The organism is Pradoshia sp. Z6_59 (assembly GCF_058267515.1).
In genome coordinates, this window is record NZ_JBZCPP010000002.1 from 333,368 (window position 1) to 355,543 (window position 22,176).

Below are 22,176 nucleotides of genomic sequence, written 5' to 3' on the forward strand. Positions count from 1 at the left end.
TAGAAAAAAAGTATTATTAATAACTCGGTCTAATCAATCTAATATGTATATCAATTATTCATTACTTCAAAAATTGGCTGGGTAGGACACTAAGAAGGATTTTATTATCTCTACAATAACAATTTCTAGAGAGAAGGTTACAAATTATGAAATTTAAGTCTATAAAATTCAATATGATGTCAGCAGCTGTTTTATCAGCCTCCCTACTATTAGCTGGATGCGGTACAGAAGAAGATACAGCTTCCCCTGCCACACCGGCAGACCAAACAACATCGACTAAAACAACTGTTGCCGACTTGAAAACCGAAACGGATACTTATAAAACATTCGCTTTGGAACAAATGGATTCTTTTCTAGTCGAGACTGAAAAATTTGTTACTACGTTCCTGGAAGGAGATATCGAAACGGCGAAAGCATTATATCCTGAAGCGCGCATGTTCTTTGAACGCTCTGAGCCAATTGCGGAAAGCTTCGGTGACTTAGATCCACGCATTGATGGCCGTCTGGCTGATATCCAGGAAGAAGGCAAAGGCGAAGAAGAATGGACTGGCTACCATAAACTTGAGTATGCATTATGGATTGAAAACACAACTAAGGGTTATGAAGAAGTCGCGAATCAATTATTAGCTGATACAAAGGAATTGCATGCATTAGTACAAACAGTCGAAGTAGAACCCGATTTAATGATCACTGGTGCTGTTGATTTATTGAACGAAGTATCCACCTCAAAAATTACAGGTGAAGAAGAAATTTACTCACATACTGACCTTTATGACTTTAAAGCTAATATCGAAGGAGCAGAAAAAATCTTTGAGATTTTACATGCTAAAATCGAAGAAAAAGATAAAGCCTTAGTCGCTACACTGGAAGAAAAATTCGCTAAACTCAATGATTTATTAACAAAATACGAAACGACGGATGGCGGCTATGTATCATACGATGAATTGACGAAGGAAGATACAAACGTATTAGCCACAGCCGTTAATGAACTGGGTGAACCATTAAGCCAAATGGGAATCATTTTAGAATAAGGGTGATAATCGTTGTCTACTAACAAAATGACAAGACGCGAGATGTTGAAATTGACCGGCATCGGAGCAACAGGAATGGTTATCGGTGCAAGCGGATTGACTTCCACGGTGAAGGCTTTAGGCTATGAGTTGCAGCCCTCCTTTGATGATAACCAGTCTGCAGAAAACAAAATCGCATTTTATGGACGTCATCAATCCGGCATCACAAGCCCTTTGCAAAGCCATATATACTTTGCCGCATTGGACGTTTTAGTAGATTCAAGTGAGGAATTGTGCCAATTATTTAAATTGTGGACACCCCTTACCGTACGGCTAATGAATGGGGAGCAGATGGTCGAGCCATCCACTAACGGTCACATCCCTCCCACTGATACTGGTGAAGCGATGGGAATCGATGCTTCTAATTTAACCATAACGTTTGGGGTTGGTCCCTCTCTCTTTGAAAATAAAAAACTAAATATTCACAGCTTAAAACCGAAAGAATTTATAGATTTGCCACATTTCCCAAAAGATCAATTAGATGAAGAATACAAAGGCGGGGATATTTGCATACAAGCATGTGCAGATGATCCTCAAATAGCCTTTCACGCCGTACGGAATTTAGTTCGTGCGGCAAATGGAAAGGTCAAAATCAAATGGTCCCAAGCTGGTTTTAATGCCATACCTCGCGATGGTGGCACACCACGCAACTTATTTGCATTTAAAGATGGTACTGTTAATCCTGCCACAAACAGTGAATATAATGATTCAGTATGGATTCAATCCGGTGAATCGAAAAATTGGCTGGTAAATGGAACCTATTTGGTTTATCGTCGCATTCAAATGCATTTGGAAACATGGGACCGGACCAGCTTACATCAGCAGGAAGCAACATTTGGCCGCTATCGTGACAGCGGAGCGGCATTCGGTAAGAAAGATGAATTTGACGATTTTAATGAATTGGAGAAAGATACAAACGGCAACTACATCGTTCCGGAAACATCCCATGTCCATCTTGCCCGATTAGCGAAGCACAAGATTCTCCGCCGTTCTTTTTCCTATTCTTCAGGCATTATGCCAAACACCGGGGCTTATGATGCTGGCTTGCTATTTATCTCGTTCCAAAAACATCCGCAACAGTTTATAGACATTCAAAATAGTTTAGGCCGTAGCGATAAATTAAATGAATATATTACACATCGAGGCAGCGCCATTTTTGCCTGCTTCCCTGGTGTTGAAAAAGGGAGTTTTTTAGGTGAAGCGCTTTTTACAAATTTGTAGTTTTCTAGTTTGTATGCTTGTAGCCTTGCCAGCTTCAGCTGCTACATCCTACAGCTCTTTTTACATATCAATTAGTGATGCATTAATTAATGCAAAACAAGGAAATGACGAGCAAACCCAAGTAGCTATCAATAAGTTTGCAGACGATTGGGCATCGGTGACTTCCGAAGAGAAGGAAACAAAAAGTGCTGTTGATGATGCGCTAAACGCGGTACTTGAATCTTCTACACAAGAAGAACGAGTCAAGGCAATCATGCAGCTATCAACAGCTCTTTCCCAATTAGAGAAACTTGAAAATCCAGTTGATGAGGAAGCTGAACGGAAAGAATTTGAAACGAAGTATATACCTTATATGAGGCAATTTGAAGAAGCATTAGCTACAGACGATTATGAAAAGATTCTACAGGCATACAATGTTCTTAATGGCAAATGGAATCAATATGAACAGCCTGTACGTGCTCAAAGTATAGGTATGTATGGACAAATTGAAACACAGTTAGCTTTTATTCGCATCACATTGGCAAGTGAAGACCCAGACTTACCCCTTGCAGCAAGTCAATATGCAGCGTTTAAAGCGTCCATTGAACAATTTTTGGCAGGTGAAGATATTGCTGTTGAAGAAGGAAGTTACTCACTCCAAACGTTAATTAATCATATTGATGATGCCTTGCAGGCTATTGATATGGAAAAGTTTGACGAGGCCAGTGATGCTTTGACAGAATTCATTATTGTTTGGCCGAACATTGAAATGGAGGTTTCTACCCGCAACAGTTCCTTATATACAAACTTGGAAAGTGATTTACCAATTCTGGTCAGTGAATTAACGAAAGATACTATAGATGCAGATTCGATCACTAACCAATTATCTAATTTCAAAACAGAAATCCAATTATTGCAGGAAGATAGCGATTATACTTTTTGGGATTCTGCATTGATCTTATTGCGTGAAGGTTTGGAAGCACTTCTTATTATTATGGTACTCGTATCATTCCTGAAGAAATCGAATCAGGAGCACATGGCTCGATGGATTTATATGGGTGCTCTTTTAGGGGTCCTTGTATCTGCAGTAGCCGCTGTGGCATTATCGTTCATCTTTAATTCATTGACCGTTAATACGAGCCGCGAAATCTTGGAGGGCTATGTCGGACTAATTGCCGCTGCCATGATGATTGGGGTCGGGGGATGGCTTCATAACAAATCTAATGTTGCATCCTGGAACTCTTATTTATCGAAGCAAATGGGACAAGCCATCTCAAAACAATCTATGTTTGCCATGGCTACTGTATCGTTTTTATCTGTTTTCCGTGAAGGAGCGGAAACTATTATTTTTTACGTGGGTATTGCCCCCAACATGCCGATGTTTGATTTTACCCTCGGTATTATCATTGCATTAGTCATTCTGGCTCTTGTTGCCTTTATATTATTCAAAATGAGTGTACGGATTCAAGTACATAAATTTTTCTTTGTAGCCACCATTTTCATCTATGTATTAGCATTTAAGATCATCGGTTCAAGTATTCATACATTACAACTCACCAATATATTGCCGACGACCGTCATTCACCAATTACCCGTGGTCAATCAAATTGGTTTTTATCCAACAGTTGAAACTATGACCGGTCAACTCATTTTGATCCTTATTTATGTGACAATAGCAATTTATAATAAAACAAAAAATAGTAATACCAAGAAGTCCAGTTAAATCAGAAGACGCTAGAGGATAAATACCCTAGCGTCTTTATACTAAGCAATTTAATTATTTACTTCTTAAAGAGAAACATACTTTAATGAATCATACTCTCTGGTTTAAAGAATGACTGCAAAGCATGAAAGACATCTGCCTTTTGCTTCAATATATAGTGTTGAAACTTTTCATCTTTAATATTTTTATATGCGGACATTAATGTGGAATTACGATTGTATTGATTAACTTCACCATACCCAAACATATTAGATACTTCCATCAACTCTTCCACAAGTTTTATGCAACGAGGATTATCTGAAGTTAAGTTATCACCATCTGAAAAATGAAAAGGATAAATATTATAGCGTTCCATCGGATACTTTTGTTCAATTATTTCTAATGCTTTCCGATAGGCTGATGAACAAATCGTCCCACCGCTTTCACCTTTAGAAAAGAAATCCTCTTCGTCTACCACCTTTGCTTCTGTATGATGAGCAATAAACTCGATGTCAACTGTTTCATATTTCGTTCTCAAGAAACGTGTCATCCAAAAGAAAAAGCTACGTGCCATATATTTTTCCCAAAGTCCCATACTTCCAGAAGTATCCATCATAGCCAAAACGACTGCTTTAGATTCTGGCTTCACAACTGAATTCCATGTTTTAAATTTAAGATCATCCTGATAAATAGGTGTAAATCCAGGATTGCCACCCAGTGCATTTCTTTTAAATGCACTAATCATCGTTCGCTTCTTATCCACATTTCCCATTAAACCTGTTTTACGAATATCATTGAATTCGTAATGCTCAATGGTATGATCTCCCTGTTCCTTTTCTTTTAAGTTCGGTAATTCCAATTGTGCAAATAAGGCTTCCTCTATTTCCAATAAAGAAACTTCAGACTCAACATAATCCTCTCCTGCCTGATCTCCAGCTTCTCCTCCTTTTCCTGGCGCCTTTTGTCCACTTCCATCTCTTGCTACTACATCTCCAACCTGGGAATCTCCATCTCCCTGACCAACATGCTTGTTTTTATCATAATTATAACGAATCTTATATTCATCAAGAGAGCGTATCGGGATTTTTACAACATTCTTTCCGTTGGACATAATAATGCTTTCCTCTGTTATAAGATCAGGTAGATTATTACGTATCGCTTCCTGTACTTTCTCCTGATGTCTTTGCTGATCATCAAAACCTTTTCGATGGAGGGCCCAATCTTCCTTTGAAATGGCGAACTGATGGCTATTGTTCTTATCCGACATCGTTTTTTCCCCTCCTATAACACATTTATCATATACTCTAGATGTTAAATAGTCTTTTTTAGAATTTAATGTTTGATTACTCTATCCTATGCGTAAACTACGATTTATTGCCAAAATATTCTTAAAATAAGACAAAGTTTTGCTTATCCCCTTGTCATTTGAATTATAGAATCTATAACCACCTTATTACTTGAAAATAGTTTAGGATAAGGATAAGTATTAATAAAAGTAATATTGATTATGAGATTAAGGTTCAGATAAAACCATTGAGAGGAGTTTGATAAAAGGGAATGTACGATTTGGTGGAGAATTGCTAAATATAGATTTTAGAAGCTAAACGCAGAGAGCAATTTTTCTTTAAAAATTGACCAGGTCTCCAGACTCATTTCACCTTTATGTACTAATTCAACGATTTGGTATTAGGCAATTATCTAATCAAAAGAAAAAACGCTTATAGATCCCCTTATTGTCAAACAGAACATACAATGGGAGATACTATTTACCAAGCGTTTTGTTAAACTACTATATGTTTATTTATTTTCTGCCTCTTCTTCCTCATGTTGAACAGGATCAGGCTGCTTATTATATTCTTTCGATAATTCTTTATTTGTTCTAAGGTGCTCCATCTGTTTTCCAAGGTTCTTCATTTCTTCAAGATCCGGTGCCATTGAGCCATTTTCAGCTAGACTTTCAGCGATTGTATCTGCCTTTGCGTCTTTTTTCATTTTTATCACCTCATAAGACCTTTTCCCATCCTCTTGGTTTAATAAACATTATTTCCCAATTGAAAACGATGGAAAATCCTTAGACTGAACAATCTTCCACCCGTTTAACGTTATTTCCGACCAACCTGAGCCATTTTCCAACCGTCTCCCCCGATAACAGCTAAATTTAGATAGGTACCCTCATTAATCTTCAGAAAGCAACCTAAAAAGAACTATCCACAAGTCGAATACCTCGACATGTAAGATAGCTCTCCTTTGTTAATACTTATCTATTCAACAAGCTGCCTACATACCGCAGAAGCTCATTTGCTGAGGTAGAATTATATCCATGTTCATCTATTAATCTGGCAACTACCTCGTTTACCTTCTTCAATTGACTTTCATCTGGAGTTTTAGAGGAGGTTGTAATTTTAACGACATCCTTCAAGTCAGCGAACAGCTTCTTCTGTATTGCTTCCCTTAAACGGTCATGAGAATTATAATCGAACCGTTTTCCTTTACGGGCATATGCCGAAATTCGAATTAAGATTTCTTCCCTAAATGCTTTCTTAGCATTCTCGGAAATTCCGATTTGTTCTTCAATAGATCGCATTAATTTTTCATCAGGATTGATTTCCTCACCTGTTAGGACATCACGAAGTTTTGACTTATTGCAGAATGCCTCCACATTATCCAAATAATTATTCATCAACGTTTTGGCTGATTCCTCATAGGAATAAACGAATGCCTTCTGTACTTCCTTCTTCGCAATATCATCATATTCTTTTCGGGCAAGTGAGATATAATTCATATACCGTTCTTTCAACTCGGCTGTAATGGAAGCATGCTGATCCAACCCTTCTTTCAGGGAACGCAATACATCCAGTGCATTAATGGAAGGTGTTTCTTTCCTAATAATAGTTGAAGATATTCGGTTAATGACATAACGTGGATCGATGCCGCCCATCCCTTCATCCGAATGCTCCTTCTTCAATTCTTCTACATCTGCAGAATTAAAACCTTCCACGTTTTCTCCATCATATAGCCTCATTTTCTTAACAAGATCAATATCACCTTTTTTTGGATCTTTTAATCTGCTAAGAGTAGTAAACATGGCTGCAACCCTTAAAGTATGCGGAGCAATATGAACATTTGATACATCACTGTCATGAATCATTTTTTCATAGATTTTTTCTTCCTCGGATACTTTCAAGTTGTAAGGGACTGGCATTACGATAATCCTGGAATGCAGGGCTTCATTCTTTTTATTGGATATAAAGGAGCGATATTCTGTTTCATTCGTGTGCGCTATAATTAATTCATCGGCACTAATCAGCGCAAATCGGCCAGCTTTAAAATTACCCTCCTGAGTCAAAGAAAGCAGGTGCCACAGGAATTTTTCATCACACTTCAGCATCTCCTGGAATTCCATCATCCCGCGATTCGCTTTGTTTAACTCACCATCAAATCGATATGCGCGCGGATCGGACTCTGACCCATACGTAGCAATCGTAGAAAAGTCGATGCTTCCAGTTAAATCTGCAATGTCCTGTGATTTCGGATCAGATGGACTAAATGTCCCTACTCCAATCCGCTTATCTTCTGAGAGGAATATCCTTTCTACCAGCATATCTTCAATACGGCCACCATATTCCTGTTCCAACCTCATCAAATTTAGAGGTGAAAGATTACCTTCAATCCTGATTCCATACTCCTCAAAGAAATCATTACGTAAATGTGCCGGTATTAAATGCAATGGATCTTCATGCATCGGGCAACCCTTTATTGCATAAATCGCTCCCCGATCCGTCCGTGAATATCGTTCTAATCCGCGTTTCAAAAGCGTTACTAAGGTCGATTTACCACCACTCACAGGTCCCATTAGTAGCAAAATACGTTTTCGCACATCTAATCGTTTAGCAGCTGGATGAAAATATTCCTCTACAAGGCGCTCAAGTGACTCCTCGAGGCCAAATAATTCATCTTTAAAAAAGCTGTATTTTTTCTTCCCATCAACAATTTCTACACCTGCATCCTTAATCATGTTGTAAACCCTGGAATGAGCTGATTGAGCTACTAAGGGTGTTTTCTTTAATAATTGCAAATAATCACCGAATGTCCCTTCCCACTTCAGCTTTTCCTCTTCTTCTCTAAATTGTTCTATTTTTTTAATGATATCCATTCAGTATTAATCCTCCCCTAGCTGTGATTCAGCTGCTACTAATACTGTATGCACGTATTTAGCCAAACATGTGTAAGCCCCTTAAGAATCCATAATGAATTGCCCAATTTATAATTTTCTAAAATATTCTCAGTAGAGAAAAAATTAACTTATATGGTATACTTTTTCCAAAGCATCCATACAAGGAGGATCATCCAATGAAACTTGCCATTATAATTGCCGTATCCGTAGCATTCCTCGCAGCCATCTTCACCGGCGGCTACAATGATAAAACTAATTAAACCAAAAAGCTGAGGCATTAAGGAACAAAGACTAAGAACGCCACATCGTGTGGCAACGTCTTTGTGACCAACATCCTGTTGGCCTCCGACAAGCATAAGAGGAGGCACGTAGGGAGATGCTCTTTCCTCCCGTAGTGGCTACACTTATGTCTCGAGGAGCTAGGCCCCGAAGCTAGATTAACTAAAAAGCTGAAACGACTGCATTAAGGAACAAAGACTAAAATAACCACGTCCCATAGCAACAAAACACAAAATACCCCTCACTTTTTTTCTCAAAGTGAGGGGTATTTGTATTTTTATTTATTTGAGCGCAAAGTGTTTGGATTTAACAAAATCCATCATAAATTCACGTTGTTTACTAGTTAACATATCAACGACTTGCTCTGTCCATTTATCATTTCTCAATCCGTTTGTACGCTCATTATAGTAAGCAGAGATAATTTCGTTGTATTCTTCGAGTTCTGCTTGCTTGTCCTCGTATTCATTCTCATGAAAGACTGCTTTCAGTGGTAAGCGCGGTTTAAGATCAAATTCATGATCTGGATAGCCAATAGCCATTCCAAAGAGTGGAATAACACGATCTGGCAATTTTAAAAGCTCAGATACCTTTTCGATATTGTTCCGTATACCACCGATGTAACAAATACCAAGATCCATAGACTCAGCTGCAATGGCAGCATTTTGTGCAGCCAATGCTGTATCAATTAATGCAATCATGAATGTTTCCATGCTTTCCAGATTGCGATCCATATTCATACCTTCCATATCAGCAGCTATCTTATGGCGATGATAATCGGCGCAAAACATTAGAAAATATCCATTGTGTTCAACATACGATTGTCCACCTGCCAGCTCCGCTAATTGTCTCTTTTTATTTTGATCACTGACCCCAATGATTGAATAAGCTTGAACAAAACTCGATGTGGATGCAGACTGGGCTGCACTTATAATTGTTTCAACCTGCTCCCTGGACAGAGGTTTCTCTTTAAATTTACGAATCGATCGGTGATTATTTAATAGGTTAATCGTTTCATTCACTGGACTCAGCTCCTTTATAACGTAGTACAAATATAACAAATTATAGAAGTGTTATCTAAAATTTTGTTTAACTCTTTATAAAACAAAAACTTCTCTAGAAAGAGAAGTTATGTCAAATGAATATAATTTTGTTGGCGTAACGCTTCATAGATAACAATTGCTGCTGTATTCGATAAATTAAGCGAACGAACATGAGTATCATTCATAGGTAAACGCAATCCTCTTTCAGGATGTTCCTCTAATAAATGCTTTGGCAGACCTGTCGTTTCTCGGCCGAAGATAAAGTAGTAATCTTTATCGGTATCTTCATATGAGATATCACTATGATAATTCTTCGCAAACTTTGTGATATAAAAGAACTCTCCACCACTGTTCTTTTCAAAAAATTCTTCAATTGAATCGTAATAAATAATAGTTACATGCTCCCAATAGTCAAGGCCGGCACGCTTTAAAGCTTTATCGTCAGTGGAAAAGCCCAAAGGACGGATTAAATGCAGGGTTGTATCAGTAGCTGCACATGTACGGGCAATATTCCCCGTATTTGCCGGGATTAATGGTTGGTATAAAACAATATGTAAAGACACTTTTCCTCACCTCTGGTTAGTATAAGCAGCCTTCATTATAACACTATTTCTCTTTTTCCAAAAATGGAAGACCTAATTCGTTATTATATGAAAATATTTATATTGGATGTTAGGCGTATAGGCAGTAGAATCTTCATAATTCCAGTATCTCATACGGCTGTTCGTTGTATGAGCATTCACCAATGGGTAGCCATATTCATCCTTTCCGGTCACAATCGTATTATGATTAAACCTGCCATCCCCTTCAAAATCATAACAAATAATATCTCCAATCATTAATTGGGAAGGATTCTTTACTTCCTTCGTCCAAGAAGCTGCCTTTAACATGAGCATAAAAGCATGTGCCACTGTCCAGCTAAAGCTCCAATTACTTTTCTCTTCTATCCACCACCCCTTTGAACGATTAGGTTTACCCCACATCGGTATGCCACCTGCATACAAACATTGAGATATAAAATTCGTACAATCATCAGTGAATTGTGGGTAGGTGGGATTAAAGGAATTCCACCATCTCTCGGCGTATTGAACCGCCTTTAACCGATTATAGGCAATCTTGGCACGCGAGGAAGTAAGATCTAAACTCCTCAGGAGGTCTTGTTCCATTAGTTGAGGTTTAACATTTAATTTCTGATCTATTAGGAGTTTAGTTCCTTTAAAGGAAGCTTTACGAAGCTCCACATGTTCTTCCATGTAAAATTGTGTTCCTTGCTTCATTACAAGCTTCCAATGAGTCTCATATATCGCATCGACGACATCTTCCCGCTCCTTAATTTTTTTCACATGTCCTTTTGCCATGACTTTCACTATTTCTCCATTGCGTTTTCGCATGCCCGCCTGCTTCTTCAGTAAGCTTTCCATATTATCTGTCTTATTTGAGGATGTATTCTCTTTGAGTTTTTGGATTCTCTCCTCGACCAGTTTTTGCAGTTGCTCTTTCATCCATTCACCACTCCTTCTCTAAAAAGTATGATGAATGACTAAAATACATACAAAAAACCGGAGTAAAAAGCTACTCCGGTAACATAAGGCGTTCTAGGGCATTATTTATTTCATCTACGACCATCTGATCGGTCTCTTCTTTTAAACAATCCTTTAATACGGACATTGCTTCCTGGGAACCTATTTTTCCAAGCGCCCATGCTGCTGTACCCCTGATAACAGGCCTAGGATCCTTTTGCAGCAATTCTTTAATTGAAGCAACACTTTCTGGATCCTTAAAATGTGCCAATGCGATAATAGCATTTCTTTGAATCGGCATCTTCCCACGCCAAGAACCTGAGACACTGCCAAACTTCTCTTTAAATTGGCGGTTACTTAAGCTTAAAAGAGAAACAAGCTGAGGTTTTGCCAACTCGGGATCAGATTCACATTCAGGGTGATTATGAAAATCTATACGGCGATTATAAGGACATGATGTCTGACAGGAATCACATCCATATACTCTATTGCCCATTTTATCTCTGAATTCATAAGGAATCATATCCTTCGTTTGAGTCAGGAAGGATATACATCGCTTTGCATTAATCTTTCCTCCCTGAACCAGCGCACCGGTAGGACAGGCATCCAAACATTTTGTACAGGTTCCGCACAAATCCTCCATTGGAGTATCCGGAGGAAATGGAATGCTTGTAATCATTTCGCCAAGGTACATATATGAACCAAATTCTTCATTTAAAATCGAACAATTTTTGCCGCTCCAGCCTATACCCGCCCGCTCTGCTACGGCCCGATCAACTAGCTCACCTGTATCAACCATAGAGGATAAGTGAGAATCCGGCATGCGCTCTAATATAAAAGCTTCAAGCTTCTTCAGGCGATCTTTCACTACATAGTGATAATCTAGTCCCCAAGAAGAGCGGCTAAAAATGCCCCGTCTATCTCCCACTTTACTTTTAGGGGCATCCTTGAGTTTCGATGGATAAACTACAGCAATAGCTATAATAGATTGCGCTTCCGGCATTAGCCTTCTTGGATTAGTCCTCTTATCTAAATCTGGCTCTTCAAAACCCGATGCAAAATTGAGGTTCTGTTGATCAATCAGTCTTTTCTTTAAAACCTGGAAAGGATCAGCTGATGTAAATCCAATTTGATCAATTCCTATTGTCTTGCTATATTCGATAAGCTCATCTTTGAGTTTTTGAAAATCCATCTTAGCCTCTCCTTTCTCTGTGAATATGAATAACTCTTATATGTATGGTAAACTATATCCAATCATTTTGGAGGTGTAAATTTATGCAAATTCATGTAGATCGCCAGCTATTCGAAAAAGCGGGCGATGTAAAATTCGGTATTATCCGCTATCACGAAATTGTTGCTGATTCCATTCCCCCGATGCTGGTAGGACGCCTTCAGCTCTATATTGAACATTTACATACTGAACTAGAGAGTAAATCCTTGGATGCATACGAAGGGATTGTATCATGGAGGAAAGTATTTAAACAAACTGGAAGTGATCCATCTCGTTACCGCCCCTCAGCAGAATCCTTACTTAGACGAGTCAAAAAAGAAGCATACACGCCGTCAGGCAATTCAGCGATTGCTCTCAATAATTTTTTCTCCCTGCAATATACGTGTCCATTGGGAATATATGATTTATCCGCCGTGAAAGGTGATGTAGAATTTCGAATTGGTGTTACTGAGGATAATTATGAGGGATTAAATGGCCGTGTAAATAAATTGGAGGGTATTATAGGTTCTTTTGATCAAGAAGGCCCTTTTGGTAGCCCTTATGTTGATTCTGTACGCACAAGTGTGAATGACCGAACTTCAGATGCACTGCATATCATTTATTTTCATCCAGAAATCACCATTGAACAAGCTCAGCAAATCATGCACGCGATATCCAAGATGTTCATTCAAGTCCATGGAGGAGAATCTGCCATCCATCTATTGAGCCAAGAATGCAATACTATTAAAATATAAAAAACGCAATGCTTCGTACTCCTAAGTTACGAAACACTGCGTTGTTAACAATTCAAGAGCGGGTGAAGGGAATCGAACCCTCATCATCAGCTTGGAAGGCTGAGGTTTTACCACTAAACTACACCCGCAAAGAAGATAAATATTATACTAGCAGAAAGTTCACTTGAATTCAACCTTTTTTCGACAAAAATCGCGTTTTTTTTATTTACGTAAAAAGTGGCACCCTCATTTAGTTGGGCGCCAATTTGCTTATTCTTTTAAGCTTCGATTTCTTTTCGCCTCGTGTTTTGCATAATTCACGAAACAGAAAGCTGATTCAAAAACACCTAATTTCTCTACTTGACGATATAACGACCAGATTCTTGATGCCGTTTGGTAATTGTTATTTTCCAAAACATCATTACTTTTTCTAAGATAAACATAGACATTTTTTAGCCTCTTCGCTTTAAATCCTCTTTTCAATATAGAAAGCCAAAGGGCAAAGTCTTCAGGAATATCTCGGTTATGTACTAATTGAATTTTGCCAACCTTATATTTATCGATCATGACAGTTGAGCAGCCAATCGCTGTGGTATCTCTTAACAGGTCTTGATATGTAAGGTGAACCGGCATCTCAATAACAGGTTCATATGCTTGGTTTTCTTCATCAATAAATTGATAATCAGTGTAACTAAATGCTAAGTTATGCGCTTCCATGAATTCAAGCTGCTTTTCCAATTTATTCGGTGCCCATAAATCTTTGCTATTTAGAAAGGCAATATAATGTCCTTTAGCTGCCTGAATAGCAATGTTTCTGGCTTCGCCCGGACCGACATTCTCCTGCAGGGTAATTAATTTAATTCTGGAATCATCCAGTAGATACTCTTTTATTATATCCCTGCTATTGTCAGTCGAAGCATCATCAACAATAATTAATTCCCAGTTTTCATAGCTTTGCTTTTTAACTGACTCTATAGTTTGACGGATAAAAACCTTCGAATTATAGCTTGGCATGATAATAGATACCAATGACCTAAATGGAATACTGCTTCTCACGATTCCTCACACTCCTGATAAAATTTATCCTAAAAGTTATATAACTCTCTGAATTTTAAATTATTATATAAATATAATAATATTTATCCGTTTTATTCATGTATTAAACACTTCAATTGGGTTTTTCAGACTCCATCCAGACTTGATACATGTACTATTTACTGAAATAACCTACATGGATTATAATGGAAATAAAAGGTGGTTAAGGGGGTGTTTAAATGAAAACTATTATTCAATCATTGGTTGTTTCATTTGTGATTCATATAATCTATATTGGTGGATCCCTAATCGTAGGCTATATAACTACAAAGACTTATAAACCCGATATCACTAATGAATGGGAAAATATAGAAATAATCCAAAGTGAAGTGGCTTTTGGAACAGCTGGTTCTCCTTTGTTTTTTCTAATTACATTCATCGCCGTTGCCTTGATATGCGGAATAATCATCACTACTATTGGGAAATTTGTGCGGATAAAATAAATCAATTCTAAACCCACAATTATCTTAAGAGCTTTATTTAATCTTTTATCTTAGCTAATTTTTACCAAGAAGAGAGTATAAAAATGAACCTTATTAAATATTTAGGTATACAGTGTATACTAATTAGCGTGTTTATCCTGACTAATTTTTATTTAGACAGTTATATTGGTAAGCCATTTACTTACACCGATTTACTAGCCATTATAATTGGAATTTCTATACTAATTCCCACTTTCCATCTTTCTGATAAGTTAAAAAAACGTCTAAAATCTATCCCTTTATTTAATAAACTTGCACTTTCCATATTAGCCTTTTTTATTGCTATTATTTTTATAGGGATTATAACAGGAGAAGTAACATTTTAAGTAGACATCAATCATGGTCTACTTTTATGTATCAAATATCAAATTATTATTTTCACAGTCAACAAGAAAAGGATGACCGGTATCCAGCCATCCTATCTATTAATGAATCATACTGTTTTCTAATTTATCTTTCTTTTTAGGCTTAGATAGCCATATAAAAGATACCAGCAAAATCATGATCGTTATCAATCCCATAGGTGTACTTCCTGTAAATCCAAGAACAATATACCCTGCCATCGCAATACCCGCACAGATTAAAGCATATGGAATTTGAGTCATCACATGATCAATATGATTCGCACAGGCACCAGTAGAAGAAAGAATGGTTGTATCGGAAATTGGTGAGCAATGGTCACCAAATACCGCACCTGCCAATACAGCCGCCATCGCCGGCAATATCATCGAAATATCTGTTGCTGCTGTAATTTCTCCAGCAATCGGAAGCAGGATACCAAATGATCCCCATGATGTACCCGTAGCAAATGTCATCAATCCAGCTATTAAAAATAAAAGTAATGGAAGAAAGGATACATTTAAGTTTAAATCCTGTACTAGTCCAGCCAAATACTGGCCAGTTCCAAGTCTGCCGATTAAATCAACGAGTGCCCAGGCAAATAATAAAATATAAACTGCTGGCAGCATGGAGCCGATTCCGTGTTTTACTCCTACTGTGAATACCTTTACAGATATTCCATGCAAAACAAAGACTTGTCGTAAAAACATAATGATTGTTACTATAATTCCAATTGTACCACCCAAAACTAATGATTTAGTAACATCAGTATTTTCAAAAATGGTGAGAAGTGTCGCATGTCCAGCAACTGCTTGATAACCTGTCCAAAGCATCGCAGCCACTGTGCCTACAATAAGAGTTACAATAGGGATTACCAAATCTCCTACCCTGCCTGTTGTACTTCTCGGTAAATCTTCCTTTAATTCACCTGGAACTGTTTTGGACGGATTATAAAGAATACCTTCTTTTACCGCTCTATCCTCATGTACTTTCATCGAACCAATATTCCAATTTCGATAAATCACAATGAATACCATCGCCAACGCTGCAATCGCATAAAAATTCATTGGAATCATTTGAATGAACGCTGATATGGAACTGTATTCTGTCACCTCATGAGTGATAAAAATTCCTCCTATCAGTGCAATAATATAGGCCCCCCAACTGGATACTGGCATAATTACACAGATAGGCGCTGAGGTAGAGTCAATCAAATAGGCGAGCTTAGCTCTCGGTATTTGATGTCTATCTGTAATCGGACGTGCTACCTGGCCAACCGCCAAAGCATTGAAATAATCATCAATGAAGATGAGTATCCCAAGTAATGCAGCTACCAGCTGAGCTCCAACTCTTGTTTTAACATGCTTCATCGCCCATTCACCAAAAGCACGGCTCCCACCGGAAATTGAAATAAAAGCCGTAATAATGCCCAGGATGAGCAAAAATAAAATAATATATATATTTGATACATTGAGTGATCCATCTGATATGAAGATTCCCTTTACTGCTTCCCATATAAGGATACATGTCTCACCAATATTAAAATCAGTAAGCATAAAAGCTGATGCTACAATCCCCACACCAAGTGAAAGCAAAACCTTCCTTGTTATAGCCACCATTAGAATTGCCAATAGTGGGGGAATAAGCGTATAAACTGTCGACTCCATTCCTTTTTTCCTCCTCCAAATAAATAAGGGGAACTCGTCGTGAGTGCTGACCCTTGCGCTCTTACCTTTTATGCAAAAGAAAATAAAGAAGGGCTGCAATAGAGAAATATCTACCGCAGCCCTGTATCAGCTTTTCTTTCTCCATCACGACCTGTAGCTCCTCATTATAAGAACCTCTTATAATGACAGTGTTGCTTTTATTTAAAACAACCCCAGCAAATTCATTTTTGACTAATCAACTTGCTTCGGCAGTTTCCCCTTTCGGCTATGCTCTCTGTTGTCATCCTCACATAGCTTACTCTTGAATCCTGCGCCTCTACCCCATCGGAATGATAAGGTACTATCTAATTGTTATTCTAATATAACAAATTACATTCCTGTTCACAATGTGGAATAGATGTGTATTTTTTTACAATTATCTGATTAATTATTAGGATGCAGGCTGACTCAATTGCTTAATGGGTAACCCGATCGACAGCATGTACAGTGAAGTATCCGTTGATGACGAAGATAATCATCATTTTCTTCATTAAACCTATGTAGTCTTAGATACAGTCAACATTACCACATCCGTTCATGATTACCAGTTAACCGCAAACGTTTCTGTAACCCATACAAAATTAAAACTCCCCTGTAAAAGTTTACAGAGGAGTGATTCACATTTAATGTCCGCCAAGATAGGCCATCTTTACTTTTTCACTTGAGGTTAACTCATCTGCCGAACCCGAGAGGACGATTTTGCCGGTCTCCACTACATAGGCACGGTTGGCAATCGATAAAGCCAAATTAGCATTTTGTTCAACCAAAAGAATAGTTGTTCCAGCATTATTTATTTCTTCAATTATGCGAAAAATTGTTTTAACCAGTAGTGGAGCCAATCCCATGGAAGGTTCATCGAGTAAGAGCAATTTTGGTTTAGCCATTAATGCCCTTCCCATTGCGAGCATTTGTTGTTCCCCACCTGACAAAGTTCCTGCCGGCTGTTTAAGACGTTCGTTCATCCTGGGGAAAAGATCAAATACCTTCTCCATATCCTCTTTAATCCCAGCTCGATCCTTACGTAAATAAGCACCAAGCTGTAAATTTTCTTCCACTGTCATATTGGCAAAAACCCGCCGTCCTTCTGGTACATGTGAGATTCCCTGCTTTACAATCATTTGAGCTGCTTTTCCAGCTATGGATTTACCCTGATACATGATTTGCCCCTGCTTCGGTTTAAGTAAACCTGAAACAGTTTTAAGCAATGTACTTTTTCCAGCCCCATTTGCACCGATTAAGGTAACAATTTCCCCTTCATCAATATGAAAAGAGACGCCTTTTAATGCCTGAATATTTCCATAGTAAACATTAATATCTTCAACCTTTAGCATCAGGAAACCTCCTCGCCAAGATAAGCCTCTATAACCTTGGGATTATTGCGGACTTCATCCGGTGTTCCGTGTGCGATTAATTGTCCATGATCAAGTACATAAATACGTTCACATACTCCCATCACAAGCTGCATATCATGCTCAATCAGAAGTACGGTTAAATCAAATTTTTCACGTATTAAGCTGATTAACTCCATCAGCTGACTTGTTTCCTTCGGATTCATACCCGCTGCCGGTTCATCCAGCAGCAGTAACCGCGGACCCGTTGCTAGGGCTCTGGCTATTTCAAGTCTGCGTTGCATTCCATACGGAAGATTCTTGGCTTTTTCATCCCGATAAGAATCCAGATTAAAGATCTTCAGGAAATCCACAGCTTTTTGGTCCATTTCCAATTCTCCCGAAAAATGATTAGGCATTCGTATAATTGAACTGAACATAGAATGTTTAGCCTGCGAATGATAAGCAACTTTAACATTATCAATGACAGACAAATCTCCAAACAAGCGAATATTTTGGAATGTCCTGCTAATTCCTTTTCTAGTAATTTTATAAGGCGGTAATTTGTTTAACTTATCATCATTTAAATGAATGGTTCCCTCTGATGGTACGTACACACCTGTTAAAAGGTTGAAAAAGGTGGTTTTCCCTGCTCCATTCGGTCCTATTAAGCCGCATAGTTCACCCGGATACAGCTCCATAGATACATCTGCTACAGCCTTTAACCCTCCGAAATGAATTCCAATTTGGTCAACCTTAAGCAGTGGTTTGTCGGTTTGCATCCTTCATGCCTCCTTTTGTCTTCCTTTTGAAAAATGAGGTGATTTCCTTTGTACCCATCAATCCCTGCGGTCTGTACAGCATTGTCACGATTAAGATAATACTGTAAAGAATCATCCGCGTATCAGAATAATCTGATAGGAAGGAAGAAATTAATGTTAAGAGAATTGCTGCAATCACAGAACCTGACATACTGCCCAATCCCCCAAGCACGACGAATATTAAAATATCAAACGATCTAAGGAAACCAAAGGTTGACGGATTAATAATATAAAAGTTATGAGCATATAAACCACCGGCAATGCCGGCAAAAAAGGATCCAATGACAAAGGCAGCCACTTTATAATAGGTTGTGTTAATGCCCATGGAATCGGCTGCTGTTTCATCTTCCCTCACAGATATACAAGCGCGACCATGAGTAGAATTAGTGAAATTCCGAATTACTATAATAGTCACTAGTAAGCAGCCAAAAACCCAAGGCCAGGTTGTCATTTGCGTGACCATCATTCCTCTTGCTCCACCAACTGAATCCATATTAAGGAAAATAATACGGACTATTTCTCCGAATCCAAGAGTGGCAATTGCCAAATAATCTCCCTTTAAACGCAAGCTTGGGATCCCAATAAGCATGCCTACCAAGGCCGCTGCAATCCCTCCCATTAATAAAGCATATAAGAATGAGACCTCTAGCATCATAGACATGACAGCAGAAGCATATGCCCCAATTGCCAGAAAGCCAGCATGTCCAATCGAGAACTGGCCTGTGATACCAATAATTAGATGCAAACTAACTGCCAAAATAATATTAATTCCAATTGTCACAATTAGATTAGTATTAAAAGCATTTAAATATCCGCCTGTAATGAGAACCTGTATCACGATAAACAAGACGAATGAGAGTAAAATAGAGAGCCAAAAACCTTTAACCTTCTTAAGAATTGCCATCGCCATGTCTCCCTTACACTTTTTCTCTTCTGTTTTTTCCGAACAAGCCCTGCGGCATAAAAATCAATATCAAGATGAGGACAACAAATGCAGCTGCATCCCTCCATAAAGATAAACCGGCGGCACTTACCAACCCCTCTACTACACCAAGCAACAGACCGCCTACCATGGCACCCGGAATAATGCCAATTCCTCCAAGGACCGCGGCGACGAAAGCCTTAAGTCCCGGCATTACTCCCATTAATGGCTCTATTTTTGTATAGTAGGTCCCAAATATAACACCCGCTGCTCCGGCAAGTGCTGATCCGATTGCGAACGTAGCAGAAATTGTATTGTTTACGCTGATTCCCATTAATTTAGCAGCATCTGCATCAAATGAAACTGCACGCATCGCCCGGCCAATTTTGGTTTTATGAACAACAAATTGCAGGACGATCATCAGAAAGAGTGAAACACCCAAAATCATCAGTGATTGACTTTTTATCGTAACTCCAAAAATATCTATTGAATCTGTTGGCAGAACATTATTTGGATATGCTTCAGGCTGCGCTCCCCTGATTTGGATCATCCCGTTTTCGATTAATAAGGAAACCCCAATGGCTGTAATGAGTGCCGCAATACGAGTCGCATTACGCAGAGGCTTGTACGCAATCCGTTCAATCAAAACTCCAAAGATAGCACAGGCAACCATGGCAAGAAGCAGTGCGGGAAAAAAAGATAATTCCATAAACGTAATTGCATAAAAGCCGATGAAAGCTCCAACCATAAATACATCGCCATGTGCAAAATTAATCAATTTTACAATTCCATACACCATCGTATAACCGAGCGCTATTAACGCGTAAATACTGCCAAGTGATATCCCATTTACAAGTTGCTGAATAAATTCCATAACCTTAGACTCCCCTCGGTCATTATTTCAAAAATAGGAAGCTTTTTAACAAAGCTTCCTATTCCTCTTTCTTATGGATTTACCTTTGTTTCAAAAACTTGCTCACCATTTTCATATTTTAAAATGGCCGCAGATTTAACTGGATTATGATTTTTGTCCATCGTTAAGTTCCCCGATACAAGTTGTAAATCTTTTGTTTCAGCAAGTGCATCTTTTATTTTTTCCGGCGTCGCGTCATCTCCAGCGCGTTTTATCGAATCTGCAATGAAGTAGGCTGTGTCATAACCAAGCGCAGCAAAGGCGTCCGGTGATTTATCTTTATATTTCTTTTTAAATGCCGATACAAAATCCTGGATTTTTTTGTCCGGATCTCCAGCAGAATAATGGTTCGTAATAAAGGTATTATTTAGCGCTTCTTTCCCGGCAATATCTAGTAACTTAGGAGAATCCCAACCATCTCCTCCCATAACCGGAACATCGATTCCTGACTCACGTGCCTGTTTTAAAATTAAGCCAACTTCTTCATAGAATGCCGGAACAAAAACAAAGTCCGGATTCGCTTTTTTGATTCTGGTTAACGTAGATTGAAAATCTGTGTCTTTTTGCAGGAATGCTTCTTCCGCTACAATTTGACCGCCCGCTTTTGTAAACGCCTCTTTAAATGCTGCAGCCAACCCCTTGGAATAGTCACTGGAGCTATCAATATAAATAGCGGCTGTTTTTGCATCTAATTCCTGCTGAGCAAAATTCGCTGCAACTGTTCCCTGGAACGGATCAATAAAACATGTTCTAAAGACATATTCATTAACCTTGCCATCTTTTGAAGTAATAGTTTCGTTCGTCCCTGTCGGTGTAATTAATGGAACTTTATTATCATTGGCAACCTGGACCTGCGCCAATGTATTAGTACTTGTCGCTGCACCAATCATGACATCCACCTTATCCTGGCTGGCAAGCTTGATTGCTCCGGTCGTTGCTTCTGCTGCATCTGACTTGTTATCATATTTCACTATCTTCAGTTTTTTGCCACCGACACCTTCTTTGTTTATCTCTTCAAGTGCCAGATCCATCCCTTCCACGATGGATTGACCATAGGATGCCCCACCGCCAGTTAACTCAAGGTTCGCTCCAATTTTAATTGTATCTCCTTTTTCTCCGCTGCCTGATTTCTCTCCACCGCAGCCAGCCAAAACACCCATACCTAATGATAATGAAAGAATAATACCGGCTAGTTTCTTCTTTTTCATTACACATGCCCCCTATTTTTCTTATAGATAAAGATATGAAACGATGATTTGATTGAAAGATTAAAATATTCTGAATATAGTTTAACCCCTACTGGAAAATATGTACATATATTTTTTTATTTTAAAATCTGCTAACCGGTATCCTCTAAATTCGCTTAAATCTATAGGGATAATCGGTAAAATATTAAATACGCTAGCAGGATTAAGATGTTTTCAGCTCAATAATATGGGAATAGAAAATTAACCAACACATTAGGAGGCGACAATATTACAGACAAAAGTAATACTGAAGGATTACGTGATTTCGAAGGAAAACTTCAAAATAGTCAGAAGAAGCCAGAAAACGCAATTGATAAAGGACGTAAACCAGATCAACAAAATCGCCTAAAGGATCAAGACACTAGACTACCATAAAATTAAAACTAAAGAACCC

21 protein-coding genes, 1 tRNA gene and 1 riboswitch are annotated in these 22,176 nt (G+C 38.4%); of the genes, 6 read left to right on the plus strand and 16 right to left on the minus strand.

Annotation, left to right across the window (positions count from 1 at the left end):
* Positions 1-146: 146 nt before the first annotated feature.
* From efeO to AC4D4B_RS03815, 3 genes are read left to right on the plus strand one after another with little or no spacing between them, the layout of a single operon-like run.
* Positions 147-1,031 (plus strand): iron uptake system protein EfeO, encoded by an 885-nt coding sequence (gene efeO, locus AC4D4B_RS03805; RefSeq protein ID WP_490999207.1) that lies wholly within the window; start codon positions 147-149, stop codon positions 1,029-1,031.
* Positions 1,032-1,058: 27 nt separating this feature from the next.
* Complete coding sequence (gene efeB, locus AC4D4B_RS03810) at positions 1,059-2,291, plus strand: iron uptake transporter deferrochelatase/peroxidase subunit (RefSeq protein ID WP_490999208.1); 1,233 nt, start codon at positions 1,059-1,061, stop codon at positions 2,289-2,291.
* Positions 2,266-3,993 carry an FTR1 family iron permease gene (locus AC4D4B_RS03815; protein WP_490999209.1) on the plus strand — a complete coding sequence of 576 codons (1,728 nt, stop codon included), beginning with the start codon at positions 2,266-2,268 and terminating at the stop codon, positions 3,991-3,993. Before efeB ends, AC4D4B_RS03815 begins: the two co-directional genes overlap by 26 nt.
* Before the next feature lie 82 nt (positions 3,994-4,075).
* Here AC4D4B_RS03815 and yhbH read toward each other — a convergent pair whose 3' ends face one another.
* The 8 genes from yhbH to queG all read right to left on the minus strand — a co-directional run bounded on the left by yhbH (position 4,076) and on the right by queG (position 12,177).
* Positions 4,076-5,239, minus strand: coding sequence for a sporulation protein YhbH (yhbH, locus tag AC4D4B_RS03820; protein WP_490996947.1), 1,164 nt, complete (start codon positions 5,237-5,239; stop codon positions 4,076-4,078).
* A 530-nt stretch (positions 5,240-5,769) separates the two neighbouring features.
* On the minus strand, positions 5,770-5,964 hold the full coding sequence (locus tag AC4D4B_RS03825; protein WP_490996948.1) for a hypothetical protein: 195 nt from the start codon (positions 5,962-5,964) through the stop codon (positions 5,770-5,772).
* Positions 5,965-6,229: 265 nt separating this feature from the next.
* On the minus strand, positions 6,230-8,125 hold the full coding sequence (locus AC4D4B_RS03830) for a PrkA family serine protein kinase (RefSeq protein ID WP_066102762.1): 1,896 nt from the start codon (positions 8,123-8,125) through the stop codon (positions 6,230-6,232).
* Between the two features lie 149 nt (positions 8,126-8,274).
* Positions 8,275-8,502 carry a hypothetical protein gene (locus AC4D4B_RS03835; RefSeq protein ID WP_490999210.1) on the minus strand — a complete coding sequence of 76 codons (228 nt, stop codon included), beginning with the start codon at positions 8,500-8,502 and terminating at the stop codon, positions 8,275-8,277.
* Between the two features lie 204 nt (positions 8,503-8,706).
* Positions 8,707-9,444, minus strand: a complete 738-nt coding sequence (gene nfsA, locus AC4D4B_RS03840) for an oxygen-insensitive NADPH nitroreductase (protein ID WP_490999211.1) — start codon at positions 9,442-9,444, stop codon at positions 8,707-8,709.
* A 107-nt stretch (positions 9,445-9,551) separates the two neighbouring features.
* Positions 9,552-10,028: a tRNA (uridine(34)/cytosine(34)/5-carboxymethylaminomethyluridine(34)-2'-O)-methyltransferase TrmL gene (trmL, locus tag AC4D4B_RS03845; protein ID WP_490996951.1), complete on the minus strand. Its 477-nt coding sequence runs from the start codon at positions 10,026-10,028 to the stop codon at positions 9,552-9,554.
* 72 nt (positions 10,029-10,100) lie between these two features.
* The gene (locus AC4D4B_RS03850; RefSeq protein ID WP_490999212.1) at positions 10,101-10,967 is read right to left on the minus strand and encodes an amidase domain-containing protein; all 867 of its coding nucleotides are present in this window, start codon (positions 10,965-10,967) and stop codon (positions 10,101-10,103) included.
* 70 nt (positions 10,968-11,037) lie between these two features.
* A complete protein-coding gene (gene queG / locus AC4D4B_RS03855) occupies positions 11,038-12,177 on the minus strand; it encodes a tRNA epoxyqueuosine(34) reductase QueG (RefSeq protein WP_490996953.1) in 1,140 nt (379 codons plus the stop codon).
* 83 nt (positions 12,178-12,260) lie between these two features.
* Between queG and AC4D4B_RS03860 the strand changes: the two genes are divergently transcribed.
* Complete coding sequence (locus AC4D4B_RS03860; protein ID WP_490996954.1) at positions 12,261-12,950, plus strand: B3/B4 domain-containing protein; 690 nt, start codon at positions 12,261-12,263, stop codon at positions 12,948-12,950.
* 57 nt (positions 12,951-13,007) lie between these two features.
* Here AC4D4B_RS03860 and AC4D4B_RS03865 read toward each other — a convergent pair.
* A tRNA-Gly gene (locus AC4D4B_RS03865) sits at positions 13,008-13,078 on the minus strand.
* 121 nt (positions 13,079-13,199) lie between these two features.
* A complete protein-coding gene (locus tag AC4D4B_RS03870) occupies positions 13,200-13,943 on the minus strand; it encodes a glycosyltransferase family 2 protein (protein WP_490999213.1) in 744 nt (247 codons plus the stop codon).
* Between the two features lie 260 nt (positions 13,944-14,203).
* Here AC4D4B_RS03870 and AC4D4B_RS03875 point away from each other — a divergent pair, with 260 nt between their 5' ends.
* Together AC4D4B_RS03875 and AC4D4B_RS03880 are read left to right on the plus strand one after the other, a co-directional pair.
* Positions 14,204-14,467: a hypothetical protein gene (locus AC4D4B_RS03875; protein WP_490996956.1), complete on the plus strand. Its 264-nt coding sequence runs from the start codon at positions 14,204-14,206 to the stop codon at positions 14,465-14,467.
* Positions 14,468-14,550: 83 nt separating this feature from the next.
* Positions 14,551-14,832, plus strand: coding sequence for a hypothetical protein (locus AC4D4B_RS03880; protein WP_490996957.1), 282 nt, complete (start codon positions 14,551-14,553; stop codon positions 14,830-14,832).
* A 99-nt stretch (positions 14,833-14,931) separates the two neighbouring features.
* Here AC4D4B_RS03880 and AC4D4B_RS03885 read toward each other — a convergent pair whose 3' ends face one another.
* The 6 genes from AC4D4B_RS03885 to AC4D4B_RS03910 form a co-directional block, all read right to left on the minus strand.
* Positions 14,932-16,512 (minus strand): Na+/H+ antiporter NhaC family protein, encoded by a 1,581-nt coding sequence (locus tag AC4D4B_RS03885; protein ID WP_490996958.1) that lies wholly within the window; start codon positions 16,510-16,512, stop codon positions 14,932-14,934.
* Between the two features lie 146 nt (positions 16,513-16,658).
* Positions 16,659-16,839, minus strand: a riboswitch (Lysine riboswitch).
* Between the two features lie 335 nt (positions 16,840-17,174).
* Positions 17,175-17,882 (minus strand): ABC transporter ATP-binding protein, encoded by a 708-nt coding sequence (locus AC4D4B_RS03890; protein ID WP_490996959.1) that lies wholly within the window; start codon positions 17,880-17,882, stop codon positions 17,175-17,177.
* Positions 17,882-18,661 carry an ABC transporter ATP-binding protein gene (locus tag AC4D4B_RS03895; protein WP_490996960.1) on the minus strand — a complete coding sequence of 260 codons (780 nt, stop codon included), beginning with the start codon at positions 18,659-18,661 and terminating at the stop codon, positions 17,882-17,884. The genes AC4D4B_RS03890 and AC4D4B_RS03895 overlap by 1 nt, the downstream gene beginning before the upstream one ends.
* On the minus strand, positions 18,636-19,604 hold the full coding sequence (locus tag AC4D4B_RS03900; RefSeq protein ID WP_490996961.1) for a branched-chain amino acid ABC transporter permease: 969 nt from the start codon (positions 19,602-19,604) through the stop codon (positions 18,636-18,638). Before AC4D4B_RS03900 ends, AC4D4B_RS03895 begins: the two co-directional genes overlap by 26 nt.
* Positions 19,605-19,617: 13 nt before the next feature.
* Entirely contained in the window at positions 19,618-20,496 is an 879-nt protein-coding gene (locus tag AC4D4B_RS03905) for a branched-chain amino acid ABC transporter permease (RefSeq protein WP_490996962.1), read from the minus strand.
* 71 nt (positions 20,497-20,567) lie between these two features.
* A complete protein-coding gene (locus AC4D4B_RS03910) occupies positions 20,568-21,743 on the minus strand; it encodes an ABC transporter substrate-binding protein (RefSeq protein ID WP_490996963.1) in 1,176 nt (391 codons plus the stop codon).
* Between the last annotated feature and the right edge of the window lie 433 nt (positions 21,744-22,176).

Coding starts and splice junctions, on each gene's coding strand:
- AC4D4B_RS03910 (WP_490996963.1), bottom strand. CDS start 21,743: ATGAAAAAGAAGAAACTAGCCGGTATTATTCTTTCATTATCATTAGGT.
- AC4D4B_RS03885 (WP_490996958.1), bottom strand. CDS start 16,512: ATGGAGTCGACAGTTTATACGCTTATTCCCCCACTATTGGCAATTCTA.
- AC4D4B_RS03860 (WP_490996954.1), top strand. CDS start 12,261: ATGCAAATTCATGTAGATCGCCAGCTATTCGAAAAAGCGGGCGATGTA.
- efeO (WP_490999207.1), top strand. CDS start 147: ATGAAATTTAAGTCTATAAAATTCAATATGATGTCAGCAGCTGTTTTA.
- AC4D4B_RS03870 (WP_490999213.1), bottom strand. CDS start 13,943: ATGCCAAGCTATAATTCGAAGGTTTTTATCCGTCAAACTATAGAGTCA.
- AC4D4B_RS03835 (WP_490999210.1), bottom strand. CDS start 8,502: ATGCTTGTCGGAGGCCAACAGGATGTTGGTCACAAAGACGTTGCCACA.
- efeB (WP_490999208.1), top strand. CDS start 1,059: ATGACAAGACGCGAGATGTTGAAATTGACCGGCATCGGAGCAACAGGA.
- AC4D4B_RS03850 (WP_490999212.1), bottom strand. CDS start 10,967: ATGAAAGAGCAACTGCAAAAACTGGTCGAGGAGAGAATCCAAAAACTC.
- AC4D4B_RS03830 (WP_066102762.1), bottom strand. CDS start 8,125: ATGGATATCATTAAAAAAATAGAACAATTTAGAGAAGAAGAGGAAAAG.
- AC4D4B_RS03825 (WP_490996948.1), bottom strand. CDS start 5,964: ATGAAAAAAGACGCAAAGGCAGATACAATCGCTGAAAGTCTAGCTGAA.
- AC4D4B_RS03880 (WP_490996957.1), top strand. CDS start 14,551: ATGAACCTTATTAAATATTTAGGTATACAGTGTATACTAATTAGCGTG.
- queG (WP_490996953.1), bottom strand. CDS start 12,177: ATGGATTTTCAAAAACTCAAAGATGAGCTTATCGAATATAGCAAGACA.
- AC4D4B_RS03905 (WP_490996962.1), bottom strand. CDS start 20,496: ATGGAATTTATTCAGCAACTTGTAAATGGGATATCACTTGGCAGTATT.
- AC4D4B_RS03875 (WP_490996956.1), top strand. CDS start 14,204: ATGAAAACTATTATTCAATCATTGGTTGTTTCATTTGTGATTCATATA.
- AC4D4B_RS03895 (WP_490996960.1), bottom strand. CDS start 18,661: ATGCAAACCGACAAACCACTGCTTAAGGTTGACCAAATTGGAATTCAT.
- yhbH (WP_490996947.1), bottom strand. CDS start 5,239: ATGTCGGATAAGAACAATAGCCATCAGTTCGCCATTTCAAAGGAAGAT.
- AC4D4B_RS03900 (WP_490996961.1), bottom strand. CDS start 19,604: ATGGCAATTCTTAAGAAGGTTAAAGGTTTTTGGCTCTCTATTTTACTC.
- AC4D4B_RS03890 (WP_490996959.1), bottom strand. CDS start 17,882: ATGCTAAAGGTTGAAGATATTAATGTTTACTATGGAAATATTCAGGCA.